16 protein-coding genes are annotated in these 15,118 nt (G+C 59.4%); 1 reads left to right on the forward strand and 15 read right to left on the reverse strand.

Annotation, left to right across the window (positions count from 1 at the left end):
- Positions 1 to 34 precede the first annotated feature (34 nt).
- From BFP92_RS13945 to BFP92_RS14010, 14 genes are all read right to left on the reverse strand, one after another.
- Complete coding sequence (locus BFP92_RS13945; protein WP_065929922.1) at positions 35 to 838, reverse strand: transglutaminase family protein; 804 nt, start codon at positions 836 to 838, stop codon at positions 35 to 37.
- Positions 835 to 1,785 carry an alpha-E domain-containing protein gene (locus BFP92_RS13950; protein ID WP_056861611.1) on the reverse strand — a complete coding sequence of 317 codons (951 nt, stop codon included), beginning with the start codon at positions 1,783 to 1,785 and terminating at the stop codon, positions 835 to 837. Before BFP92_RS13950 ends, BFP92_RS13945 begins: the two co-directional genes overlap by 4 nt.
- A 3-nt stretch (positions 1,786 to 1,788) precedes the next feature.
- Entirely contained in the window at positions 1,789 to 3,198 is a 1,410-nt protein-coding gene (locus BFP92_RS13955) for a circularly permuted type 2 ATP-grasp protein (protein ID WP_065929923.1), read from the reverse strand.
- Positions 3,199 to 3,612: 414 nt separating this feature from the next.
- Positions 3,613 to 3,954, reverse strand: a complete 342-nt coding sequence (locus BFP92_RS13960; protein ID WP_003193463.1) for a ribonuclease E inhibitor RraB — start codon at positions 3,952 to 3,954, stop codon at positions 3,613 to 3,615.
- Between the two features lie 213 nt (positions 3,955 to 4,167).
- Complete coding sequence (locus tag BFP92_RS13965) at positions 4,168 to 4,404, reverse strand: hypothetical protein (RefSeq protein ID WP_026013791.1); 237 nt, start codon at positions 4,402 to 4,404, stop codon at positions 4,168 to 4,170.
- Between the two features lie 103 nt (positions 4,405 to 4,507).
- A complete protein-coding gene (locus BFP92_RS13970; protein WP_065929924.1) occupies positions 4,508 to 5,113 on the reverse strand; it encodes an START domain-containing protein in 606 nt (201 codons plus the stop codon).
- Between the two features lie 41 nt (positions 5,114 to 5,154).
- Positions 5,155 to 5,409, reverse strand: coding sequence for a YkgJ family cysteine cluster protein (locus BFP92_RS13975; RefSeq protein WP_017138333.1), 255 nt, complete (start codon positions 5,407 to 5,409; stop codon positions 5,155 to 5,157).
- Between the two features lie 161 nt (positions 5,410 to 5,570).
- Positions 5,571 to 6,062, reverse strand: coding sequence for a translation initiation factor 2 (locus BFP92_RS13980; protein WP_065929925.1), 492 nt, complete (start codon positions 6,060 to 6,062; stop codon positions 5,571 to 5,573).
- 115 nt (positions 6,063 to 6,177) lie between these two features.
- On the reverse strand, positions 6,178 to 7,617 hold the full coding sequence (locus BFP92_RS13985; RefSeq protein ID WP_017138335.1) for an aminotransferase-like domain-containing protein: 1,440 nt from the start codon (positions 7,615 to 7,617) through the stop codon (positions 6,178 to 6,180).
- Positions 7,618 to 7,873: 256 nt separating this feature from the next.
- Positions 7,874 to 8,689, reverse strand: a complete 816-nt coding sequence (locus BFP92_RS13990) for an OmpA family protein (protein WP_065929926.1) — start codon at positions 8,687 to 8,689, stop codon at positions 7,874 to 7,876.
- Entirely contained in the window at positions 8,686 to 9,048 is a 363-nt protein-coding gene (locus tag BFP92_RS13995) for a DUF4398 domain-containing protein (RefSeq protein WP_065929927.1), read from the reverse strand. Before BFP92_RS13995 ends, BFP92_RS13990 begins: the two co-directional genes overlap by 4 nt.
- A gap of 9 nt (positions 9,049 to 9,057) precedes the next feature.
- Positions 9,058 to 9,867, reverse strand: coding sequence for a substrate-binding periplasmic protein (locus tag BFP92_RS14000; protein ID WP_065929939.1), 810 nt, complete (start codon positions 9,865 to 9,867; stop codon positions 9,058 to 9,060).
- A 73-nt stretch (positions 9,868 to 9,940) separates the two neighbouring features.
- A complete protein-coding gene (locus tag BFP92_RS14005; protein WP_056861617.1) occupies positions 9,941 to 10,870 on the reverse strand; it encodes an electron transfer flavoprotein subunit alpha/FixB family protein in 930 nt (309 codons plus the stop codon).
- A gap of 2 nt (positions 10,871 to 10,872) precedes the next feature.
- Complete coding sequence (locus BFP92_RS14010; protein WP_065929928.1) at positions 10,873 to 11,622, reverse strand: electron transfer flavoprotein subunit beta/FixA family protein; 750 nt, start codon at positions 11,620 to 11,622, stop codon at positions 10,873 to 10,875.
- Positions 11,623 to 12,130: 508 nt separating this feature from the next.
- Between BFP92_RS14010 and BFP92_RS14015 the strand changes: the two genes are divergently transcribed.
- A complete protein-coding gene (locus BFP92_RS14015) occupies positions 12,131 to 13,795 on the forward strand; it encodes an electron transfer flavoprotein-ubiquinone oxidoreductase (protein ID WP_065929929.1) in 1,665 nt (554 codons plus the stop codon).
- 47 nt (positions 13,796 to 13,842) lie between these two features.
- Here the strand turns inward: BFP92_RS14015 and BFP92_RS14020 are convergent.
- Positions 13,843 to 15,065, reverse strand: a protein-coding gene (locus BFP92_RS14020) for an IS3 family transposase (protein WP_122527355.1) whose coding sequence is annotated in 2 segments (ribosomal slippage) — positions 13,843 to 14,714 and positions 14,714 to 15,065 — 1,224 coding nt in all. Because the reading frame shifts where the segments join, the coding sequence is not laid out codon by codon here.
- Positions 15,066 to 15,118: the final 53 nt, after the last annotated feature.

Here is a 15,118-nt window from a genome sequence, read left to right on the forward strand (position 1 = left end):
CCGCTCCCACATTTGATCAGCTTCGTTCTGGAGATTATTGCTGCTGCACCGAAACCACCGGCGTCGGCGCAACGAACACCTTGGCATGCATCTGCTCATGCCCGCCGCCTCTGCGCATGCCGCGCACCGGGCAGGCGTCGAGGTAATCCAACCCCACCGCCAGTTTCAAATGCCGCTCCGGTCGGGCCAGTTGGTTGGTCACGTCAAAACTGTACCAGGCGTCATCCAGCCAGGCTTCGGCCCAGGCGTGGCTGGCCAGGTGCGTGCTGTCTTCGGTGTACAAATACCCCGACACATACCTTGCAGGAATCCCCAGGCTGCGTGCGCAGGCCAGGAACGCATGGGTGTGGTCCTGGCAAACGCCCGCCCGACCGGCAAAGGCCTGGGCGGCGCAGGTGTCGACTTCGGTGGCGCCGGGCGTGTAGACCATGGTTTGGTTGAGCGCGTGCATCAGGTCGATCAACGCGCTGCGGTCGCGACGTTGCCGGCAGTGCTGTTGCGCAAACCCAAGCAAGGCTTCATCGGGTTCTGTCAGGCGTGTACTGCGCAGAAACGGGAATGCTGACTGGCTCTCGTGTTCGGCCTCGCGCAATTCGTCGATATCCACTTGGCCACGGGCGCCAATGATGATCGCATCGTGGGGCTCATCCAGGGTCAGCACGTGCAGGATATTGCCGAACGGGTCGACTTGCGCGCGCACCGGGCGCGGCAAGTCCAGCTGCCAGCTGATCACATGCTGGCGCTCGCTGTCGTGGGGCGTGAGGCGCAGGTACTGAATGCTGGCGCGCACCTGGTCCTCGTAGTGGTAGGTGGTTTCGTGGCTGATGGAGAGTCTCATGCGGCCTCCAGGTAGGAACTGTAAATGGCGTCGCCCAACTGGCGCACCAAGGGGATGAAGTCGGTCAGCCAGGCGTGCAGGCCTTCCTCGAGGATTTCGTCAATCGCAGTAAAACGCAGGCGCGCGTCCATCTCGGCGGCCAGGCGCTGGGCCGGGCGGCCGTTGATGCCCGGCAGGCTGGCGAGGATCTGGTCGATCTCTTCGCTGCACGCCCTTAACGAGCGCGGGACGTCGGCGCGTAGCAAGAGCAATTCAGCCACTTGCCGGGCGCCGGGCGCGTCGCGATAGATCTCGGTGTAGGCCTCGAACGACGACAAGGCGCGCAGCAAGGCGCTCCACTGATAGTAGGCGTGGGCCGTGCCGTCGGTGACGGCGGCGGCTTGGTCGCCGGCCATTTCGTAGCGCGCATCGAGCAGGCGCAAGGTGTTGTCGGCACGCTCAATAAAGGTGCCCAGGCGAATAAAGCGAAACGCGTCGTTACGCATGATGGTGCCGTAGGTGGCGCCGCGGAACAGGTGTGAGCGCTCCTTGACCCATTCACAAAACCGGCTCATGCCGTAACGGCTCAGCCCTTGCCGGGCGATATCGCGAATATCCAGCCAGGTGGCGTTGATGTTTTCCCACATGTCAGCGGTAATTCGCCCACGTACCGCATGGGCGCTGGCCCGCGCGGCGCCGAGGCAGCTGTAGATGCTCGCCGGGTTGGCCGCGTCCAGCGCGAAAAAGTGCAGCAGGCGCTCGGCATGCAACTCGCCGTGACGCGCGTGGTAATCGTCCAGAGTGCCGGTGATCAGCAGCGGCATGGCCAGTTCGTGCAGGCCATCACCGCGCCCGTCCTGGGGCATCAGCGACAGCGAATAGCTGACATCGAGCATGCGCGCGAGGTTTTCCGCGCGCTCCAGATAGCGCGACATCCAGTACAAATCCGAGGCAGTTCTACTCAACATGGTTCAATCCTCGACCACCCAGGTGTCTTTGGTGCCGCCGCCCTGGGACGAGTTGACCACCAGCGAGCCTTCGCGCAGCGCCACACGGGTCAGGCCGCCGGGGACCACGCGGGTTTCCTTGCCGGACAACACGAATGGGCGCAGGTCGATATGCCGTGGCGCGATGCCGTTTTCAACAAAGGTCGGGCAGGTGGACAAACACAGGGTCGGCTGGGCGATATAGGCGTGGGGCTTGGCCTTGATGCGCGCGCGGAAGGCTTCGATTTCCGCCGCCGTGGCCGCCGGCCCCACCAGCATGCCGTAGCCGCCGGAGCCTTGGGTTTCCTTGACCACCAGGTCCGGCAGGTTAGCCAGCACATGGGACAATTCATCGGGCTTGCGGCATTGAAAGGTCGGCACGTTCTGCAGAATGGGCTCTTCATCCAGGTAAAAACGGATCATCTCAGTCACGAACGGATACACCGATTTGTCATCCGCCACCCCGGTGCCGATCGCATTGGCCAGCACCACATTGCCCGAGCGGTACGCGGCCAGCAGGCCGGGCACGCCGAGCATCGAGTCGGGGTTGAAGGCCAGCGGGTCGAGGAACGCGTCGTCGAGGCGACGGTAGATCACGTCCACCGCCTTGGGGCCGTCGGTGGTGCGCATGAACACACGGTCATCACGCACGAACAGGTCGGCGCCCTCCACCAGTTCCACGCCCATCTCACGCGCCAAAAAGGCATGCTCGAAAAACGCACTGTTAAAACGCCCCGGCGTCAGCACCACCACGCTGGGGTTATCCAGCGGGCTTGAGCTTTTGAGGGTGTCGAGCAGCAGGTTGGGGTAATGGTCGATGGGCGCAATGCGCTGGGCCGCAAACAGTTCGGGGAACAGGCGCATCATCATCTTGCGGTCTTCGAGCATGTAGCTCACACCGCTCGGCGTGCGCAAATTGTCTTCCAGCACATAGTACGTGCCGTCGCCATCGCGTACGAGGTCGACACCGGAGATGTGCGAATACAGATCACGGTGCAGGTTCAAGCCCTGCATGGCCAGTTGGTATTGGTCATTGGCCAGCACTTGTTCGGCGGGGATGATGCCGGCCTTGATGATGCGCTGCTCGTGGTACAGGTCGGCGAGGAACAGGTTCAGCGCCTTGACCCGTTGAATGCAGCCACGCTCGACCATTCGCCATTCGCTGGCGGGAATGCTGCGCGGGATGGTGTCAAACGGGATCAGGCGCTCGGTGCCTTGCTCGTCCCCGTAAAGGGTGAAGGTGATGCCGGCGCGGTGGAACAGCAAATCGGCTTCACGCCGACGTTGCGCCAGCAATTCAGCCGGCGTGTCGGCCAACCAGCGGGCGAACTCGCGGTAATGGGGCCGGACCTGGCCTGCCCCGTCGTACATTTCATCGTAATAAGTGCGGGTCATGCCGTACTCCTTGTCACTCGGACGCAAGCAGTGTTGCAAGGCTCGCGCCATCGGCATAAACACTTAAAAATCAGTGAGTTGAATAAACAACGGATTCCGCTCGCACCTTCCTGGTGCGCAGAATGCCCGCCGTCACGCCCCGCGCTTCATCACAATGCGGGTTTTGACTATCAACAGCATAGTCAGAGTTGATTTCACTGCCCGCCCCGCCTTGCGGATAATCACCTCCATCGGCTGAACAGGACGCGTCCTACAGCTTCAGCGAACCGCTCTTCCCTTTGGGCCACCCTGTTTGGGTGGCTTTTTTTTGGTGCAAGAAAACTGGGGGACAGGGTTGGGAGATTTCATACAGCACACACAAAATCGGCCGACCCGAAGGTCAGCCGATACGCTGCTTTACTCATCACAATTGCACTACATGGGTAACCCACGCACCTCCTGCTTGACGCCCCATCCTTCGATGATGCCGCCCAGCGGTTCCACCACCGCTTCAAAGTCTTGCTCGAAGTCTCCTATGCCGTCGTAGGTTGCGAACATGATTTTGCTCAATTCCAAGTACCAGGCGCCGTCATCGCGGGCGCTGACCTGAGCATTCAGGGATTCCCCGCGAAAGCGACCCGCAGCCCTGCGCGCACGTTCCTCATCCGGGAAAATGGCGTAGAACTCGATGGGGTGAAAACGCGAGAAGTCGAACCCGCCTTCTTTCATCCGGCGCAGTACGTTGGTGCTGATGTCTTCTTGATAGGCTGTGCTCATGAAACGTCCTCCTCAAACCGATGGATAGACTTTCCGTGCTTCCCGAAGCCCGCGCCCTACTGACGCGGGTACTACGGCAATAACAACACCGAGGGAAAACAAGCATGTAGCTGACAAGACCAGACCTTAGCGATTCATTCGCTGATCTCGATTGCAGAGTAGCGCGAAGCTATCACCTCCACCAGAGGGGTTTCGTGGTCCTACAGGAAATGTTCAGGCGGCGGGTGAGATGTCGAGGATCTGGATGCTGTTCTGATCTTTGAGGATCTTGACCGTAGGCTCGGGCTTGCGGCCCTCCAGGTCATTGAGGTCAAGTTCGGCGGCCACGGGCACCAGCTTGTTGCGGATCATGTGCGCCGCGTCTTCGAGGCTGGGCTTTTGCGCGCAGGCGAACTGCTCGACGGTCTTTACACCGTGATCATCTACGAAGGTAATCTGCCACGTTTGCATCGGTGCCTCCTCGATAAAGCCCATGTGTGGGCTCACATCTATCTGGACCTTGAGCGGTCGGCAAACGTTCCACTCAAGGCCTGAGGCACCGGATCAACTGCGCTTATTTTTCAGCGTGTTCTTTCAAGGCTTTCAAGGTGTTAAACGGTGCGTCGACCACGAACTTGTTGGCCAGCCATGAGGGCACGCTGCCGCCTGGCTCGGTGTGCACCTGGTAGGTGACTTCGGTCTGGTTATCGCCTTTGGGCACCAGTTTCCAGTAACCGTCTACCTGAGCTACACGCACATAACCTTTAACTTCGGGCTGGTAGGTCGGCACTTCCAGCAGCTTGCGCGTCACGGTGCCGTCGGCGGCCTTGGAGGTGGTGATCTCAAGGATCGAGTCGCGGTCGGTCACCGGGAACGGCGCCTTGAACTGGGTGTAGGTCCAGCTTTTGTCGCCTTCGGTCTTGAGCAGTTTTTGCGACTTGCATTCGTGAATCCAGGCGCAGGCGCCGGCCACGTCTTCCTGCAGGGCCTGGATCTTGGCGATGGGGGCCTTGATCACGGTGACACCGCGATAAGCCTTGTACTTGGAGCCGGCGATTTCGCTCAAGGACACTTTGATACCGTCTTCGTCCTTGGCGACTTGCCAATCTTCAGCCTGGGCAGTGGCAGCAAACAACACCGTAAAACCGCACAACACAGCCAATCGTTTCAGCGAACCCATTGTTGTATTCCTTATTTTTGAAGTTCCGATAGTAAAGCCCATCAAGCCGCCGTCATCTGCTCCCACCAGCCGATCAAACGGATCGCATCGGCCTGATCGTTGCCGCACACCTCAAGGTCTGCCTTGAAATCACTGCACACCGCCGGCCGCTCCGGTTGCCCGAACAGCTGGCATAGCTGTTCGACCGACAGGTGCAGGCAACGTTCTCCCGCCGGTTTGCCATTGGGCATTCCCGGTAACGGCGAACTGATGGAGGGGGCAATGCAGCATGCGCCACAGCCTTCACGGCATTTCATGACCAGCAGGTCCTCGACGACTCAATGTGGATGGCCGGGCTAGAGTACGCCCTTAAACAGCCGTTTTAAAATGGTCTAACAGGGGTTTTTCGCACAAAACAAAAGTGACCGACCAGTCTGCGACAGGTGGTCGAAGGCGTACGTCACCCAAGCGTGCAATTTTATTGCTTGAACTCGAAATCCAGCGCCGCGCCTTCGATGTCGCGGCGCTCTTCGTTACGCAGTTGCAACTGCATCTGGTTGCTGAGCAGGCGGCCATTGATCTGGAACGCGCTGTTGTCGGTGGGCTTTTCCGCAAACATCGGCGGCAACAGCGGCACGCTCTTGGGTTTAGGCATGGTGCCGATGGGTTGCAAGTGCCTGACCATTTCGGTTGGCAGGGACAGGTCCAACTGTGCCGGTGGCAGTTTGGTCTGGGCCACTTCGTGGGCAGATTTGGATTTGCTCGCCATCGGTGCACGTTTTTTCACGACGGCGGTTTTTTTCTTGGCCGCCGGGGCTTTTTTAGCCGACGCCGGTTTCTTCGCGGGAGCCTTCTGCTCGGTGCTGGCGGTGGGCTTGCTTTGAGTCACGGGGGCTGCCGCCAGGACGGTGCCGACGTTACACAGGCTTAACAGGCCAATCACCACAACAGCGCGAAAAATAGAGGTCATATTGCCTACAGCATTAACGGCAGAAGGCCATATGCTCGCTTGTTGAGCGCGGCATGACAACCCTTGTGATCAGCCGGTCAATGTGAGTGTCCCCTTTTCGCGCCTCAGCCCAGGTTCAAAATCCGGCCGCAGTTTCCTGGCACAATTGGCTGGCCAACATCCCCAACGTCATCAGCGCTCGCTCTGCCTCGCGGTTCCACGGCGTGCCGCAGTTAAGCCGAATACAGTGGTTGAACTGTTCCGTATTACTGAAGATGACGCCCGGTGCGATGCTGATGCCCTGCTGCAGTGCGCGCACGTGCAGTTCCTGGGTATTGACCCTTCCCGGCAAACTGACCCACAGGATAAAGCCGCCGGTCGGGCGGGTCATCTGCGTGCCTTCGGGGAAATACTGCTGCACCGCCAGCTGGAAGGCGCTGAGGTTCTTGCGGTATTCCTGGCGGATGTAGCGCAGATGTCGGTCATAGCCACCGTTTTCCAGGTACGCCGCCACCCCCATCTGGGTAACGCTGCACGCCGAGTGGGTGCTGAACATCTGCAGCCGCTGGATTTCCTGCTGGTACTTGCCGGCAATCATCCAGCCGATGCGCACGCCAGGCGACAAGGTCTTGGAGAAACTCGAACAGTAGATCACCCGGTCCAGGCGGTCATAGGCTTTAAGGGCCTTGGTACGGCCCAGCTCGAACATCAGCTCGCCGTAGATATCGTCCTCAACAATTTGAATATCGAAATCCGAGGCCAGGCGCAGCAACTGTTTCTGCCGCTCCTCGGGCATGGTCGCGCCCAGCGGGTTGCTCAGGCGCGTGGTCAGCACCAGGGCCTTGATCGACCATTGGTTGGCCGCCAGTTGCAGCGCCTCAAGGCTCATGCCCGTCGCCGGGTCGCTGGGGATCTCGATAACCTTGAGGCCCAGCAGGTCGGCCAGTTGCAGCAAACCGTAATAGGTCGGTGATTCAGCCGCGATCAAGTCGCCTGGGCGCGTCAGCACGCGCAACGACATCTGCAACGCATCAACGCACCCGTGGGTGATCACCACTTCGGAAGGGTCCACCACCACGCCGGCATCACGCATGCGAATCGCCACCTGGCGGCGCAGCGGCTCGAAACCGGGGCTGAACATGTAGCTGAAGGCCCGCGGGCTCTGGAAACGCGTGACCTTGGCCAGTTGCTGGTGCAACGCCCGCACCGGCAAGTAGTCGACACTCGGCACGGCCGCGCCCAGCGGGAACACCCCTTCGCGGCGCGACTCGACCAATACTTGCTGGATAATGCTGCTGCGCGTGACCAACCCCGGACGCTCAACCCGGGCGATATCCGGCGTCGGCGCCGTGAGTGCAGGCGTCTGGTGCACGTAATAACCCGACTGCGGCCGTGCACGAATCAGCCCCTGGTCTTCCAGGTTGGCGTAGGCCTGCAACACCGTGGCGTGGCTGACGTTGAGCTGTGAGCTCATCTTGCGCACCGAAGGCACACGTTCGCCGGGTTGATAAACACCGCGCCGGATGTCCTCAGCCAGTTGCTGGGCGATACGTTGGTAAAGCAACAGATTGGTCATGACGCAGCACTCGATTTCACGGGTATTTTATTTTTGTGTGAAACATACCGGCACAGTTTAGAAGTGTACGGGGACAGTTGCCACAATAGTCGAGCGCGGGCGGCAGTGATAGAGAAAACTGTAGGGGTATAAGTCGGACAAAAAAGTGGGAGCGGGCTTGCTCGCGAATACGGCGAATCAGCCAGCACATGCATTGACTGACAAGCCGCATTCGCGAGCAAGCCCGCTCCCACATTTTGATCTGCGTCAGGCGTTATTAGCGAGCGGCGCCCAGCTGGCCTTTTTCGTCGGAGAACACAATTTCCACCCGGCGGTTCTGCGCGCGGCCGCGCTCTGAAGCGTTGGCCTCGACCGGGTACTGGTCACCGTAGCCCTCGACCTGGATGCGTTTTTCATCAATCCCCAGGTCCATCAGCACGTCAGCCACCGATTGCGCACGGTCGCGGGACAGCTTGAGGTTCTCCTGCTCGCCACCGGTGTTGTCGGTGTAACCCTCAATGCGCACCACGCGCTTGGGGTTCAACTGCAGGAACTGCACGATCTTCAGCACGGTGCGATTGGCCGAGTTTTGCAGCTCGGCGTCACCGGTGTCGAACAACACATCGCCCAATGTCATGACCAGGCCGCGATTGGTCTGGGTGGTGGTCAGGCTGGCGATTTGCTCTTCGAGCCATTTGCCCTGCTGCTGCACGCTGGCCAACTTGCTCTCACGCAGGGCCAGTTGCAGGCGCTGGCGTTCCAGTTCCAGCTTGGTGCCGCGTTCGGCATTGAGCCCCTGCTCGGTGTGTTCGCGGGCGATCTCACTGTAGCGCTGGCTCAGGTAGGCGTAATGCACCACGTCCGGGCCGCTGCCCCAGTAGCTGGACAAGCGATCGGCGCGGGCCAGGGACTCACCGGCACGAATCACGTCCTTGGGCGCAAAGCGCAGCACATTCGCGTCTTCCTTGACCTTCTGGAAGTCGCTGCTGGCTTGTTGCAGTGCCTGCTCGCTGTTGGGATGGCTGGCGCAACCGCCCAACGCCACGCTGCCCAGCAGCAACACACCACTCAAACCACGGATCAGCGGGCTCATTGGGCTTCTCCCAGCTGCAATTGTTTGCGCAGGCGAGCGATGCGGGTATTGAGCACGTTCAGTTGTTCCTGGCTTTTGCGCGTCAATATCCGCGCTTCAGCCAGGCGCGCGTCCAGCTCGGCCTGTTCGGCCTGCATGCGCGCATCTTTGTAGGATTGGTCGGCCATGTCGGCCCGGGCTTTGGCGAACTTGTCTTCGGCCAGTTTCAGTTCAGGCGATTCATCGGTGCTGGCGCCCACGGCGTTGGCCTGTTCCAAGGCTTGCTGGGTGAGGCGTATTTGTTCATTCGGCGCAGGATCAGCTGCACATCCCGCCAGAGCGACAACGGCGAGGGCCGCGAAAAGAGGTCGAAGAGTCACTGAAAATCCTTACTTTGCTGGGGTGCCGACGGGTTGCTGCAATTGCGCTTTCCAGCGGTCGAGGTTGCGCTGCAAGGCCGCTTGCGCGACACCGGACGCGGGTAATTCTGTCATCTTTTTCGCCAGCTGTCCGCGCAGCCACGGATCGTTGCAGGCGGAGTTGTGGGAAATCGCCAGGTACAGGCCGGGCTGGTCGACGGGTATTTCGCGGGCGACCAGGTCGTTGCTCATGCCCAGCGTCTGGGCCATGGCCATGCCCGAGTAGCGCCCGGCCAGCACGTAGTCGACTTCACCCAACAGCAGTTTCTGGAACGCCGGAGTCAAGCTGGGCAGACGTTGCAGGCTCAGCTGTTGAGCGGCGAAGGCGTCGAAACCAACGCTCAAGCGCGCACGCTCGGAGACCGCGCCTTTATGCCCGTGCAAGTCTTCAGCGCGGGTGTAAACCAGCGGCGAATCCTTGCGCGTCCACACCAGGTAGTCGATCTGCACCAGCGCCGGGTGGATGTAGTCGAGGGTTTCCAGCTCGCCAAGGTTCAGCGGCGCATCGGCGAGAATATCCATGCGCCCGCTGCGCACTTCATCCAGGGCCGAGGAGCGTTTGCCGCCGTAGAGCAGGTCGATTTTAACGCCCAGGTCCTTGCCGACTTGTTGCAGTACATCGGCGGTGGCGCCGATCAGGTGCGTTGGGTCTTGAGGGTCACGCCAGAGCAAAGGCGGCGCGTCCGGGCTGCCGGTAATCACCAGGCGCTCACACTTGCCGGCGGCCAGCGCAAGGCTTGGCAGCAGTGAAAGGGCCAGCAATACGGGACGCAGTTCCATGGCGAGGTTCTCCAGCAAGTCAAAAAAAAACCCGGTCACAAGGACCGGGCTCTTTATAAGTGAAGCGGCTGGATTAGACCAGCTTCTCCAACTCGGGTACGGCTTCGAACAAGTCTGCCACCAGGCCGTAATCAGCCACCTGGAAGATGGGTGCTTCTTCGTCCTTGTTGATCGCAACGATCACTTTGGAGTCTTTCATACCGGCCAGGTGCTGGATCGCGCCGGAGATACCGACGGCGATGTACAGCTGTGGCGCAACGATTTTGCCGGTCTGGCCGACCTGCATGTCGTTGGGTACGAAACCTGCGTCGACGGCCGCGCGGGAAGCGCCGACCGCAGCGCCCAGCTTGTCGGCCAGGGCGTACAGGTGCTTGAAGTTGTCACCGTTCTGCATGCCACGACCGCCGGAAACGACGATTTTGGCAGCGGTCAGCTCAGGGCGATCCGACTTGGCCAGCTCTTCGCCAACAAAGCTGGAGGTGCCGGCGTCGTGGGCAGCGGAGACGGCTTCAACGGCAGCCGAACCACCTTCAGCGGCAACCGGGTCGAAACCGGTGGCACGCACGGTGATGACTTTGACCGAAGCGTTGGACTGTACGGTGGCGATGGCATTACCGGCGTAGATCGGGCGCTTGAAGGTGTCAGCGCTTTCAACCGAGATGATCTCGGAGATCTGGTCAACGTCCAGCTGCGCGGCAACGCGTGGCAGGATGTTTTTGCCGTTGGACGTGGCGGCGGCCAGGATGTGGCTGTAGCCAGCGCCCAGCTCTGCAACCAGTGGGGCAACGTTTTCCGGCAGCTGATGCGCGTAAGCAGCATTGTCAGCGTTCAGGACTTTGCTCACGCCCGCGATTTTCGCAGCGGCTTCAGCCACGGCGCCAGCGCCCTGGCCAGCTACCAGTACGTGGATGTCGCCGCCGATTTTGGCTGCGGCAGCAACAGTGTTCAGGGTGGCCGGGGCCAGCACCTTGTTGTCGTGTTCGGCGATTACGAGGATAGCCATGATCAGATCACCTTCGCTTCGTTTTTCAGTTTCTCGACCAGTTCAGCCACCGACTTGACCTTGATGCCCGCGCTGCGTGCAGCCGGTGCTTCAACCTTGACGGTCTTGTTGGTAGAGGCGGTGGAAACGCCCAAAGCTTGCGGAGTCACCGACTCAAGCGGCTTCTTCTTGGCTTTCATGATATTTGGCAGAGACGCGTAGCGCGGCTCGTTCAAACGCAGGTCGGTGGTGACGATGGCCGGCAGTTTCAACGAAACGGTCTGTGCGCCGCCGTCGATTTCACGGGTCACAGCGACGCTGTCGCCGCTCACTTCGACTTTGGAGGCGAAGGTGCCCTGGCCGTAACCGGTCAGCGCAGCCAGCATCTGGCCAGTCTGGTTGTTGTCGCTGTCGATGGCTTGTTTGCCGAGGATCACCAACTGAGGCTGTTCCTTGTCGACAACGGCCTTGAGCAACTTGGCCACGGCCAGAGAGGTCAGGTCTTCAGCCGACTCAACCAGGATGGCGCGGTCGGCGCCCAGGGCCAGGGCGGTACGCAGCTGCTCTTGAGCAGTGGTCGGGCCGATGGAAACCACCACGATTTCAGTCGCCACGCCTTTCTCTTTCAGGCGTACAGCTTCTTCCACAGCGATTTCGCAGAAAGGGTTCATCGACATTTTGACGTTAGCAAGGTCGACGCCGGAATTGTCCGCCTTGACGCGAACTTTCACGTTGTAATCGACAACGCGTTTGACAGCTACAAGAACCTTCATGGATTCCTCGTTACTCTCCGGTGAAAAGAAAGTCGCCTAGGCGAACCTGGCGGTTGATGCTCATCGGCACACAAGGGCACCTCCAAAAACCTCGGCGAGTGACTCAGCGATGGGGAAATGATGACCGTTCGTCAGGGGTGACTAAGAGGTCATTCTTTATCGCAGCGTGTAAACTGCGCGCCATCGTTGGGCGCGCGCGTCACCTGTCGTGCTTTTGGACGTGCTCTTGAAACCTGCTGTCTGCCTACGGTAAGCGCAAAACCGACCGTATATTGACCGGAACGCCTATTCTGGTCAATACGCCAAAATAGCCAGTCATAAGCCGCGTTGCTTTGATTTACCTAGCCTGCAAGCAATTCAAACAAACGTTTGTATTGGACGCTGCCAGTGGTGTAGATATAATGCGCCACCTAGAGAGAAAGGTGGGTCTTGCCGTTGTTGCAAGACGACACCGAACCTCCACCCATTAGAAAAAAAAGCCTGTTGAGCCTTGAGTAGGAGATAGCCTGTGGAACGCGAATACATGGAATTCGACGTGGTCATCGTCGGCGCTGGCCCGGCAGGCCTGTCTGCCGCCTGCCGACTGAAGCAGAAGGCCGCCGAAGCCGGTAAAGAAATCAGCGTCTGCGTGGTCGAGAAAGGCTCCGAAGTCGGCGCCCACATCCTCTCCGGTGCCGTGTTTGAACCACGCGCCCTGAACGAACTGTTCCCGGACTGGAAAGCCCTCGGCGCCCCGCTCAATACCCCGGTAGTACGCGACGACATCTATGTACTGCGCAGCCCCGACGCCTCCACCAAGGTGCCTGACTTCTTTGTGCCCAAGACCATGCACAACGAAGGCAACTACATCATCTCCCTGGGCAACCTGTGCCGCTGGCTGGCTCAGCAGGCCGAGAACCTGGGCGTGGAAGTCTACCCAGGCTTCGCCGCCCAGGAAGCGCTGTTCGACGAGAACGGCGTGGTGCGCGGGATCATCACCGGTGACCTCGGTGTCGACCGCGAAGGCCATCCGAAAGAAGGCGTCTACACCCCAGGCATGGAGCTGCGTGGCAAATACACGCTGTTCGCCGAAGGTTGCCGTGGCCACATCGGCAAGCAACTGATCCAGCGCTTCAAGCTGGACAGCGACGCCGACGCCCAGCACTACGGCATCGGCCTCAAGGAAATCTGGGAAATCGACCCGGCCAAGCACCAGCCAGGCCTGGTGGTACACACCGCGGGTTGGCCGCTGGACATCATGAGCAACGAGAACACCGGTGGTTCGTTCCTCTATCACCTGGAAAACAACCAGGTAGTCGTTGGCCTGATCGTCGACCTGTCCTACAGCAACACTTTCCTGTCGCCGTTCGATGAGTTTCAGCGCCTCAAGCACCACCCGGTGCTGGCCCAGTACCTGGAAGGCGGCAAGCGCATCAGTTACGGCGCGCGCGCGCTGGCCAAAGGCGGCATCAATTCGCTGCCCAAGATGGTCTTCAAGGGCGGTGCATTGATCGGTTGCGACCTGGGCACTATGAACGTGGCCAAGATCAAAGGCAGCCACACCGCGATGAAGTCCGGCATGCTCGCCGCCGACGCCGTGGCCGAGCGCCTGTTCGCCGAGTCTGAAGGCGGTGATGAACTGACCAACTACGTCGACAGCTTCAAAGCCAGCTGGCTCTACGAAGAACTGTTCGCCAGCCGCAACTTCGGCCCGGCGATGCACAAGTTCGGCCCGATCATCGGCGCCGGCTTCAACTGGTTCGACCAGAACATCCTCGGCGGCAAAATGCCGTTCACCTTGCACGACACCAAGCCGGACTACGCCTGCCTGAAGCTCGCCAAGGACAGCAAGAAGATCGACTACCCCAAACCCGACGGCAAGTTGAGCTTCGACAAGCTGAGCTCGGTGTTCATCTCCGGTACCAACCACGAAGAAGAGCAGCCGTGCCACTTGAAGCTAAAAGACCCGAGCATCCCGATCGGCACCAACCTGCCGCTCTACGATGAACCGGCGCAGCGCTACTGCCCGGCCGGCGTGTATGAAGTGATCACCAAGGAAGACGGCGAGAAGCGCTTCCAGATCAACGCCCAGAACTGCGTGCACTGCAAGACCTGTGACATCAAGGACCCTTCGCAGAACATCACGTGGGTGACACCGGAAGGCGCGGGCGGGCCGACTTACCCGAATATGTAAGGCAGTTGCTTGTCCAGTCCTGACATAGGTTTACACCTATTTCAGCCTCAAAACGCCCGATGCACCGCATCGGGCGTTTTGTATTTCAGCGATAGATGTGGCCGCTCACTGTTATAGATATGCACGGATTGATCCACCATTCGCGCGGCTTCAGCCGCATCTTTGGGCCGATGCAAGAGAAACTCGGTTTTCAAAATCCCGTTCACTCGTTCGGCCAAAGCATTTTGGTAGCAGTCGTAACCATCGGTCATAGAACACCGGATACCGTGCTTTACATGCAGCCGCTGATAAAGCTCGGAGCAGTATTGGATGCCTCGATCTGAGTGATGAACAAGGTTTTGCTCTGTTTTTCTGCACTTGAGGGCTTTACTGAATGCCTGAATCACAGACTCCGTGTGCAAGCTTTCGTGAACATGATGCCCCACGATCTTCCGAGAGTAGGCGTCAGTCACCAAGCTCAGATAGGCCACGCCCGTTTGAGTGGGCAAGTAGGTGATATCGGCTACCCAAACTTGTTCTGGCGCCGTAGCAACTACCTGTGATGGCCCTTCTTTGAGCAGGTTGGGGTGCCTGTGAAAGCGATGATGACTGTTTGTCGTTTTGTGATAGGCCCGCTTTCGAGGAACCAACTCTCTGCGATCCCGCAAAATGTCGAAAAGGCAGTCTCGACCAACCTTTACCGGGGCTTCGGGCTCGCTATGCATGAGGTTATGAAGCTTTCGGGTTCCAAGCCTAGGTTGTCTGAGGCGCTTTTCGTGCACGAACCCCATAACCTTCTGAGCCTGGAGGGCTCGAGCATTACATGCTCGAATGCGTTTGTAATATGCCTGGCGGGATATCCCGATGAACTGGCAAGCCCGGCTGATACTCAGGTCTTGGACTTTCCTTTGGGAGAGGGCTTGCCGGATCGCTTTTTTACGACAGAGACACCAAAGTCATTCTTGAGTACATCAACAACGGCTTCGAAAAACTGAGCTTTCTGATTGGCTTGAGCGAGTTGCTCTTCAAGCTCTTTGATTCGCTGTTCGGGCGTCAGCGGCTTGTCGGGCTCATCCATGGAACGGGATCTCTTGGTACGAATGGACGCGCTTTGACTCCAGTTCTGTCGACCATGCCTGCGTAGCCAGTTCAACACCGTAGATTTGCCCTGGATGCCGTAGCGCTCTTGAGCCTCTTTATAACTCAACTCGCCTTTTTCGACCTGATCGACGACTGACAATTTAAAGGTCAGCGAGTAGTCACGCTGACTGCGCCTTTTTCCTGAATTCATTACGCCTTCCTGAGATTGGGTCAGAAGGTGTAAACCTTATTCAGGACGGGACA

Source organism: Pseudomonas sp. 58 R 3 (genome assembly GCF_900006605.1).
Lineage (GTDB): Bacteria > Pseudomonadota > Gammaproteobacteria > Pseudomonadales > Pseudomonadaceae > Aquipseudomonas > Aquipseudomonas salomonii.

Excerpts from the sequence above, each read along its gene's own strand:
- BFP92_RS13945 (WP_065929922.1), bottom strand. The coding sequence starts at position 838 with ATGAGACTCTCCATCAGCCACGAAACCACCTACCACTACGAGGACCAG.
- BFP92_RS13950 (WP_056861611.1), bottom strand. The coding sequence starts at position 1,785 with ATGTTGAGTAGAACTGCCTCGGATTTGTACTGGATGTCGCGCTATCTG.
- BFP92_RS13955 (WP_065929923.1), bottom strand. The coding sequence starts at position 3,198 with ATGACCCGCACTTATTACGATGAAATGTACGACGGGGCAGGCCAGGTC.
- BFP92_RS13960 (WP_003193463.1), bottom strand. The coding sequence starts at position 3,954 with ATGAGCACAGCCTATCAAGAAGACATCAGCACCAACGTACTGCGCCGG.
- BFP92_RS13965 (WP_026013791.1), bottom strand. The coding sequence starts at position 4,404 with ATGCAAACGTGGCAGATTACCTTCGTAGATGATCACGGTGTAAAGACC.
- BFP92_RS13970 (WP_065929924.1), bottom strand. The coding sequence starts at position 5,113 with ATGGGTTCGCTGAAACGATTGGCTGTGTTGTGCGGTTTTACGGTGTTG.
- BFP92_RS13975 (WP_017138333.1), bottom strand. The coding sequence starts at position 5,409 with ATGAAATGCCGTGAAGGCTGTGGCGCATGCTGCATTGCCCCCTCCATC.
- BFP92_RS13980 (WP_065929925.1), bottom strand. The coding sequence starts at position 6,062 with ATGACCTCTATTTTTCGCGCTGTTGTGGTGATTGGCCTGTTAAGCCTG.
- BFP92_RS13985 (WP_017138335.1), bottom strand. The coding sequence starts at position 7,617 with ATGACCAATCTGTTGCTTTACCAACGTATCGCCCAGCAACTGGCTGAG.
- BFP92_RS13990 (WP_065929926.1), bottom strand. The coding sequence starts at position 8,689 with ATGAGCCCGCTGATCCGTGGTTTGAGTGGTGTGTTGCTGCTGGGCAGC.
- BFP92_RS14000 (WP_065929939.1), bottom strand. The coding sequence starts at position 9,867 with ATGGAACTGCGTCCCGTATTGCTGGCCCTTTCACTGCTGCCAAGCCTT.
- BFP92_RS14005 (WP_056861617.1), bottom strand. The coding sequence starts at position 10,870 with ATGGCTATCCTCGTAATCGCCGAACACGACAACAAGGTGCTGGCCCCG.
- BFP92_RS14010 (WP_065929928.1), bottom strand. The coding sequence starts at position 11,622 with ATGAAGGTTCTTGTAGCTGTCAAACGCGTTGTCGATTACAACGTGAAA.